Raw genomic sequence first — 8405 nt, 5'->3', positions numbered from 1 at the left:
CGAATAGGTGGTCATGTCGGTCGCCTTGTCATGTCTCGGGGCGCAAAGCCCCGGGTCGGTGATGCCCCATCCTCCCACACATCCTCCCAAAGGGAGGCGACATCTATCCTGACACCTGGGGTGGCCGGCATCCACAACCGCTTGATTGACGCGGTCAAGCAGCTCGGGCGTGAACAGGCTCAGGTTGTCCTTGAGGGTCTGCAGGCTGTCGGTCGTGTCGTCGGCCCAGTCGGCATGGCCGAGCATCTTGCGCAGGGTGGTGTGTTGGTTGGCCAGCTCGAGAATCCGATCGTCGTCGGCATTGAGCCCCAAGCGCAGCACCCCGAGCCCCGGGATCGCCCACTGCGACAGACCGGGTCGCCCCGTCTCGGGGCTCGCCTTGCCGTCCTCGCCGCTGCCCGGCGGGCGCAGCTCGGCGAGGATCGCAAACACCGGTTCGCGCAGCTGCGGGGTGGTGTAGATGTGCTGCAGTCCACGCAAGAGCTGCGGGATATCGTCGCGCGAGCGCGGATTCAGAACGACGGCGGCGATATCCTCCTCGCCGAGTTTCAATTGCGGATCGATCACGTTGCGCATAGTGGTTCGAATCGCGAAGTTGATGAAGGCTCATGGCGTGCCCCGGCGAAAGGAGGCCAAGATCGCTGCCGAGCCCTCAGGAAATCAATCGGTTAGGACTCGTCTTGTCCCTCTCGATCGATAATCGGCGCGATCTTCAATCATGGGGACATATTATAATCCACTGTTCATAATAAGAAAACATTGTTTCTGTTCAGGCACTACATAAGCTGCAGGGGCAAAGGTCGGCACTACAAGCGATTAGTGTATAAGGGCATGGAGCGCGGCGGTGATCCTCGGTGGCGGCTGCGCGGGCAGCTGCAGATCCAGACGGTCGAGCAGCAGTTGCTGGTCGGCCTCCGGCTCGGTGTAACGGCTCGGAATGAGGGTACGGCCATCGGTCGTCGGTAGATGGGCATCGACCATCTGGATGGCGGCGAATTTCTCCAAGGCGGACCTTGGGGTCAGACCCGGAGCGAGGGGGCGCAGACGGGCCTTCAGGGTGACTTGGAGACAATAGGCCAGGAAGGCGACGAAAATGTGCGCTTCGATGCGCCGATCCACTTGGTGGTCAATCGGCCGAACACTCAGGTCACCTTTGAGTTCTTTGAACGCCGGTTCGACTTCGGTCAGTTGGATATACCAGGTCCAGAGTTGGACGGGATCGTTGCTGGTGAGATTGGAGCGTAATAAGTAGCGGCCCTCACGGCGGCGGACCTGGCGTAGTTTCTTCCGATTGAGCGCAAAGGTGAAGATTTCGGCAGTGACGGATTCATCGGGCGCGGGCACCTGGATGCGCATCAATCCATAGGCGCGCCCGGCGTCTTTCTTGGCCGCGCCGAGAATAAGAGCTCGTCACGTCACGGCTGAGCGTTTGCCGTTGCAATTCCTTCAGGCGTTTGCATAAGCGCTTCAAACGCCGCCGGCGCATCGCCCGTTCCTTATCCTGCCGCCCGGCGCTCCGCGCCAGGACATACAACTCGCCATCTTGGTCCAGCAGCTTGACCGTGACCTGATCACGCACTGCGGCCCAGGGCTTGGTCAGGAAGCATTTCTCCAGCTTGGTCAAGCGCCCTTTGGGAGTGCCCACCAGGTCATGCACCGGGGGATCCGATGCACGCATCAGGGCCAGGGTCTCTTCGGTCGGAATACCGCGATCCATCACCCGGATGCGATCGGCTTTGCCGAATTGGGCCTCGATCTTGGCCAAGGCGTCGGTGAGGGTTTGTTTATCCAGGGTATTGCCGGCGAGCACCTCGTAGGCCAATGGAAAACCATCCGGGGTGACGATCAGGGCGATGATCACCTGGACGCAATCGGAGCGCTTGTCACAACTATAGCCGAATTTGCGCTTGCCATGCTCCGGCGGGTCGCATTCGAAATAGGTACTGGTCAGATCGTAGAGCAGCAGGTCGAAGCGGGCATCGAACAAGAGCCGCCAGCGCTCCTGAAGGAAGGTGAACAAGCCTGCTTGTGCTCCACTAGATGATCAAGACTGCGATACAGGGGATGACTCCGGGCAATGGAGAAATCCTCCCCGAGCAGGTCACCCATGGCACTGTGATCGAACCAGTGACGGTGCAAGCGCTATTCGCTGCCGGGGTCGATCAGGCGATAGGCGACCAGGGTCTTGAGCTCATTCAGCCAGCGCGTGCCTTTGCGGCTCGGTGGCAGGCGCGGCTGCCGGAAGGTGTCCAGCTGCAGCAGGTCCCACAACCCGCAAACCAACATACACGCGCCCCATTGTCGGGGTTGGCGCAACTGCAATCCGCTCAACTTCACCTGGACCACCGCGCAGGCCAGTTCCGGCGCCGGGCGGTCCTCCGGAAACAGCGCCAACTGCGTCGCAGTGCCCGTGTCCACGTCGAAGACGGCAATGGAGCGGCACCAGGCCGCGCGCTGCACGTCGTTGATCTCCCCGAGATACAACACATGGCGCTGCACCACCCGCCCATCCGCGACACGGCGATTCTCCACTACGCTCCAATAGCGGTGTTCTTTGCCGTCTTTCTTGCGAAGTTTGGAGCGTAGGAACATGCCGATAGTGTCCTCGGCTCGGTCCTCTGGCTCAAGGACCAACGTCGGCACTACAGGGGATCTGGCATGAGTCGCTCTAATACGATCAGAGACTTACCCTACTTCTCGGGGTCGATTAGGCCCGAAAATCGCGACATCCAGGGTCGAATAGTCGAAGACGGGCCAATCAATTGCAGGATTCGTCTGCAAGCTGTCGCAGAACATTGGGGAACCGCTCTCGAAACGCGCAATCATTGTCTTCGAACCAACTCCGGGCAGCCCCCCCGAGCACACGCATCAGCTCGACTGGCATCGCGATAACCTCATTAATCTGCGCTTCCAGTATGCCCTCGTCTACAAAATAGCGCATCCCCCAACAATGCGATTCGCTCGCCGCAAACGGAACAAGCACACCTCGATTCGTCGTAACCATCTCATTCATAGGCGAGGCATTAGTTGTCATAACCACCGCGCCACAGCTCATGGATTCAGAGATGGTTTGTCCATAGCCTTCCATCTCTGACGGACACAAATGTACCCCGCATCGATTCTGTAGTTGCCGAAGCTCAGCATCATCGATGAAAGCAGTGTGATGATTGATATTCTGCGCCCGTACCCTAACCACGGGCGCTACTTTTGGATTCTGGACAATGGTAAGCGTCGGCCACTCCGGGTGGCGGGCCCAGACGGCGATGACCGACTCGGTACCCCGCCACAGGCTCTTGCCAGCCACATGTAACCAAGCACCATAATCCATCGACTGAACCGCAAGCAGTCGATCTTGGCCGGAAAAACCAATATAGGTCGATGGAAAACCTCGCCGCTCAAACACCTCTAATGCGGCGTGGGTTTTACACAAAATCCGGTCGACTCGCTGCAGCGCTGCAATATCCTCGTCCCGCAGCCATTCCTGATTTGGGATCAGGCAGTTGATCCTGCTGTAGTCGAAAAAATGAGGCCATGGAGTCTCGACGAACAACCCGATATCGTAAGGGGGTCGTTTCAGTCCCTTTCTAATGAGCTCTCGCCAAAGCTTGTCGACCACACTGACGCGGCCAGGAACATTCACGGTCACCTGCGCACGCTCGGATTCAAGTACGTTCTCCAGCAGCCAGATGTCACGTCCAACGCCATGTCGATTGTCCACTCCTGCCAAACTGACGTGCATTACTCTTCTGCTTGTTTTACGCATCGACATGATTCTCTCTGATTAAGCATGCTGGGCCATGCGACGAAAACCATCATTGCGTGCCACAAGCTCCGCAAAGGTTCCCCGATCGGTAACCTGTCCGTGGTCCAGATAAAATATGAGATCACATCGTTCGACCGTCTTCAGCCGATGGGCGATCATGATAATGGTCCGGCTTCGGCTGAAACAGAAAATTCCGTCCATAATCCGTCTTTCCGTCACACCATCCAGAGAGCTGGTGGCCTCGTCCAGCAGCAGAACCTGGGCATCGTCACATAGCGCCCTGGCGATCCCAATGCGCTGCCGCTGTCCGCCGGACAGCTGCACCCCCCGTTCTCCAACCCGGGTTTGTAGACCATCCGGCAAAGAGCATACAAACTCTTCGAGTTCGGCTAGCCTGACAGCCTGTTTCACCCGTGACAGATCCTGCTGTTCAGGCGGCAGTCCAAAGGCAATATTCTCCAATAGCGAACCATCGGTCAGGAAAATCGCCTGAGGTACAAATCCTATACGATCCTGCCATTGCCGGACATTGGATTTGGATAAAGGTTCGCCATCGATGATAACATTTCCCTGATCCGGCTCGATCAAACCTAATAAAAGGTCCACGGTCGTCGATTTGCCGGAACCGGATGGCCCAACGATGCCAATGACACGGTTCGCCGGAATATCCATCGACAGACCTCTGAGTACAGCCTCAGGCTTTCCAGGATAGCGAAACCACACGTCCTGCAAGCTCAGGCCGCTCCGCAAGGTTGCGCGATTGGTCGAAGCGCTACCGGATGGCAACTCAAGGTGCCGTATGGCGTCTTCGAGATCCTTGGAGTGTCGCAAATCCTCGCCAATAGCTTCCAGCGCAGATGTGTTTCCCCGAATCAGTGCCAGTGAACCGTAGATCTGCTGGAACGCGGGCAAGAGCTTCACTCCAGCCAGTCCGAAAACAGCCAGTACCGGCAAGATTGAAGTGACACCATCCTGTTTGAAGCTCACGAAATATAGTACAAGGGCGATGACTGAGCCGAACGCAACGAGCTCAAGAAGATGTCTCGGCAGTTGAATCAAAGCTGTGTTCTCACCTTGAGCCTGCGCAAGTGCTTTACCACTTGACTGAAAGCGCAAGACGAAGTCTCTTTGTCTTCCTGCGACCAAGATTTCCTTGATACCACCAAAGCCTTCGTTGATGAGCTTAAAACGCAGCGCAGAAATCATCGACACCCGTTGGCCATTGAACTCAAGTCTTCGCTTAAGTGACTGATAAACTATTAGGTAGAAGGCCAGGAAGGTCAACATCACGACTAAAGCAACGGCTGGCCGGTAAGCAAGAATACCAGCCAATATGAACGCGGTCACAAGGAAACGAGCACTGATTTGCAGCAGTGGCTGAATGATACCGTTGGTAATGCGAGGTGCCTCTGATGCGATCTGTTTAGTCAGGCTTGCGGTACTTCCCTGTGAGTGAAAAAGCCAGTCGCGATTAAGATAGTACGTATAAAGCCGGTCGGACAATTCAGTTCCGAGCATCGTTCCGAATATGGACAGTCGCCAGATCGTCACCGTTGCGATGGCGGTGGAGATAGCCAGAACAGCGAGCACACCAATACCGGCCACGACCAGAAATGCCGACGCAGATTGGGCTCCCGACAGGCGATAAGCTTCGCTGAAAAGGGTGTTGCTCGAGATAAGATCTGGATCACTCACTAACGCCATAAATGGGCCTACCGACAGTACACTGATAATTTCCGCCAGTGCCATCAGAATGACGAGGAACTGCATCCAGAGCAGCCTTCGACGCTGCGAGTGATCCAGCATGCTGTAGAGTGATTTGATTAGATCTAGCATTTGAATTCGTGACCTCGTTTGCATTTCTTCAGCCCTGAGAACGTCTGGCGAGCGTCGGTTACGAAGAATGGCGTCGATTTGGCATGAGAAGCAGTTTGGTTATGCGATCGAGGAGGGTGCGATTGACCTTGAGGGTGATCCTCAGCACTCGTGGTAACACAGCTAACAACCGACATGTGATTCGAGCAGACGCGACGAACACAGCTTCCAAGACGCCGCATGTGTCAATCCAATCGTCGGTTTTCGTTCTTAGTGAGTCGCCATGGTGATACCAAAAATACTCATCGTTCGGCGGTGCCCGCCTTCCACAATGAGCATATTCGAAATCGATTAAGTGTAGCGCAAGAGTATCGTCGATCAGAAAATTCCAGGGTCGGATGTCGCTGTGTACGACATGGCGGCGGTGTATCTGGTATGTGCAACGGAAAATCGACGCAGCTAGCCGCAAGCGTTCATGCGTAGAGAGTGTTGACAGGCGCTCAGGCAAGAGCACGCCTGGGATAAAGGTTGTCACCAATAGGCCATGCCGTGCGCACAAAAGCTGGGGCACAGAGGACAGACCAGCAATTTCCCCTAGGATGAATGCCTCGTTCTCTATTGCCGTGTCACATTCATCGGTCTTCAGGAAGACGAGCTGGCCTTCAGCACATTCGGCGACGCCGAATGCTTTTGGGCGTAATATGTCGAGGTTGCAGTTTGTATAAGGCTCTCGCCAAGTCGACCTAACGGTCAGGTCGCCAAGGTTGGAAGCGCAGTCCAACAGTACGGTCTGCAGGAGGATGGTGGCTTTTGCGTCGAGCCCCTTCGCGGGCCGCGCAGCCGTTTTCGTTTGAGTCATTGGGAGGTCCGAAGGTAAACCCTATCGTACCGGGAGCGATTCTGATAGCTCGGAGGCGAGCGTCGAAGGCGGCAGTTGCTGCGCGAGGTGGACCAACTCATGTTCCAGTCGTGGTGCGGTGATATTGAAAAAGTCGACGATCGTTTTCATGCGCCACCGCCAGTCGAGTAGGCGACAGGCTTGGTGGAAGTTATAGACCACGACCGCCGGGGTCCAACAGGATAATTGATGCTTGAGCTCCACTAAATTATCGGCGAGGTCAGCTCTTGGCAGATCGAGGGTTGCGCCTGGCCAAAACAGTAACGCGGCAGCTCGCGGCTGTACCCCGGCCACTGTCGCCCCGCAGGCGAGCGCATCTGTCCAACGCCCTGTGATGTATTCTCGGCTGGGATGCGTATAGTTAGCGGCAGACGCAAGGTTGGAATGCGCAATCACAAATTTGGTACGCGCATAGTACGCCATGACGCGAACATGCTGATCGACTGGGTCGTGACCATATGGAGGTCGTCCTTCAAAGTGAATGCCATGATTGCTGCAAAGCCGTTGAGTTAAGGCGTCATCATCCCAGGCTGCTGGCTGGCGTCCGACTCGTAGCAGGTCGATCGGGCGATCATGCGCGCAACTACCGAGATTGAGAACATCCGATCCCCAGCTCAACATATGGGCGCGATGGCCAAATGCCTTTTCATAATAGGGTTGATCCCCCGGTTGAGTGTAGGCGATGAAATCGAAATAGGCCATCTCCTGGCGCGTGGGCATCCATTCATGCCAGAATGAGTCGATGATCCATATTGCGCGAAAGCGAAATGGTTTTTTCGAAGTTTGCGATGCGAGGAAGCTGCGCGCATTGGCAGGACTTTTTGCAATCACCAATAAGCCACCCGCTCCAGATCGAGAGCGAGGGTGTAAACATGCCTTCAGCCCGTCGATGCGGCCAACCCTGCTTGGATTCAATTCGATGCGCTCCGCATCGAGCAGCGTCGCGGCAAGGTGGACGAGATGAGTAATCGGCGACCATCCAACCCATTCTTCTGCTGCGTTGTGGAATGAAACGATCGTCAGCGGGTTCATAGCGAGGCGACGATAGTCAATCTCAGATGTGTCGAACGCGGTCGCCAAGTCAAGTGGTTGCGGGTCACACCAGGGATGGCGGACGGGCTCGGCAGTCCATGGATGCCGTTGAAGTCCGCACAACGAGGCAACCTCGCCGCGGTCATGACGTCAGCCGGTTCATGAGGTCGACGTCGGGTGCGCGTGTCGTGGCTGTTATGCTTAACGATGACGAGGAGACACGTTGTTGAGGGAAACACGCACAGCCGCAGCCGTTGATCCTCTTTTGACCGTGATGGCTCATGGTCATACAGCAGACAGCTGCGCTGGATGTCGGCGAGCAGCATCGCGTCGAACCTTCCCCCTGCGTTTTCAGCTCATGGGTCTCGCAAGCGCCGCCGCAGGGCACCGCGAGGAAGCGGTGGTCGACGAAGCGCAGGTGGAGGTGCTTACCCGTCACCGCGGCATCGCCCCGGCACTGATCAATCGATTGAAACAGGATAAACGCCACGGCCGGTGCTTGATGCTTGCAAGTTACACGACAACTCTGCGTCGCGGCGACTGTAACTCGGGTTCCACCGAGAGGCTCTTGCGCGTCCGTCAAATCCGCCGATAAGGTCAATCCCCGCGCCACTTATTGCGCCTCCGGAAGTCGCTGTAGATACCCGTCGTCGAGTTGTTGTTGATCCAGCAGCCCGAGCTTCAAGTCGCACCTAGCGGTTCACGGAACGTCCAAAGTGGCTAAGCTAACACGATCGCTTGCCCGTGTTCCACCGAGTTTGGCTAAAGACTGACGTTAGCCCGACTTCGACTATTCGACCCTGGATTTCGCGATTTTCGGTCCATTTTGACCCCGGTTAGTCGGTTAAGTATCTGATTACGCGAAAGCGGTTTGTGCAAAAACGCCTGTAGTGCCGA

Annotated in this window: 4 protein-coding genes and 2 pseudogenes; all 6 read right to left on the bottom strand. The window is 56.4% G+C overall.

Translation table 11 applies throughout. From position 1 onward, the window contains the following. A pseudogene (locus AADX97_RS28045) lies at positions 1-576 on the bottom strand (hypothetical protein); the annotation flags it as partial. Between the two features lie 240 nt (positions 577-816). Beyond that, positions 817-2592: pseudogene (locus tag AADX97_RS28040) on the bottom strand (IS1634 family transposase). 166 nt (positions 2593-2758) lie between these two features. After that, positions 2759-3769, bottom strand: coding sequence for a glycosyltransferase (locus AADX97_RS28035; RefSeq protein ID WP_374237387.1), 1011 nt, complete (start codon positions 3767-3769; stop codon positions 2759-2761). 12 nt (positions 3770-3781) lie between these two features. Next, the gene (locus tag AADX97_RS28030; RefSeq protein ID WP_374237388.1) at positions 3782-5533 is read right to left on the bottom strand and encodes an ABC transporter ATP-binding protein; all 1752 of its coding nucleotides are present in this window, start codon (positions 5531-5533) and stop codon (positions 3782-3784) included. A gap of 124 nt (positions 5534-5657) precedes the next feature. Continuing rightward, complete coding sequence (locus tag AADX97_RS28025) at positions 5658-6437, bottom strand: RIO1 family regulatory kinase/ATPase (protein ID WP_374237389.1); 780 nt, start codon at positions 6435-6437, stop codon at positions 5658-5660. Between the two features lie 21 nt (positions 6438-6458). Further along, positions 6459-7508, bottom strand: coding sequence for a hypothetical protein (locus AADX97_RS28020; RefSeq protein ID WP_374237390.1), 1050 nt, complete (start codon positions 7506-7508; stop codon positions 6459-6461). Between the last annotated feature and the right edge of the window lie 897 nt (positions 7509-8405).

Source organism: Thiocapsa sp. C2-2m (genome assembly GCF_041903745.1).
In the GTDB taxonomy this organism is placed as follows: Bacteria; Pseudomonadota; Gammaproteobacteria; order Chromatiales; family Chromatiaceae; genus Thiocapsa; species Thiocapsa roseilacustris.
This window is presented reverse-complemented; position numbering and strand designations above follow the sequence as displayed.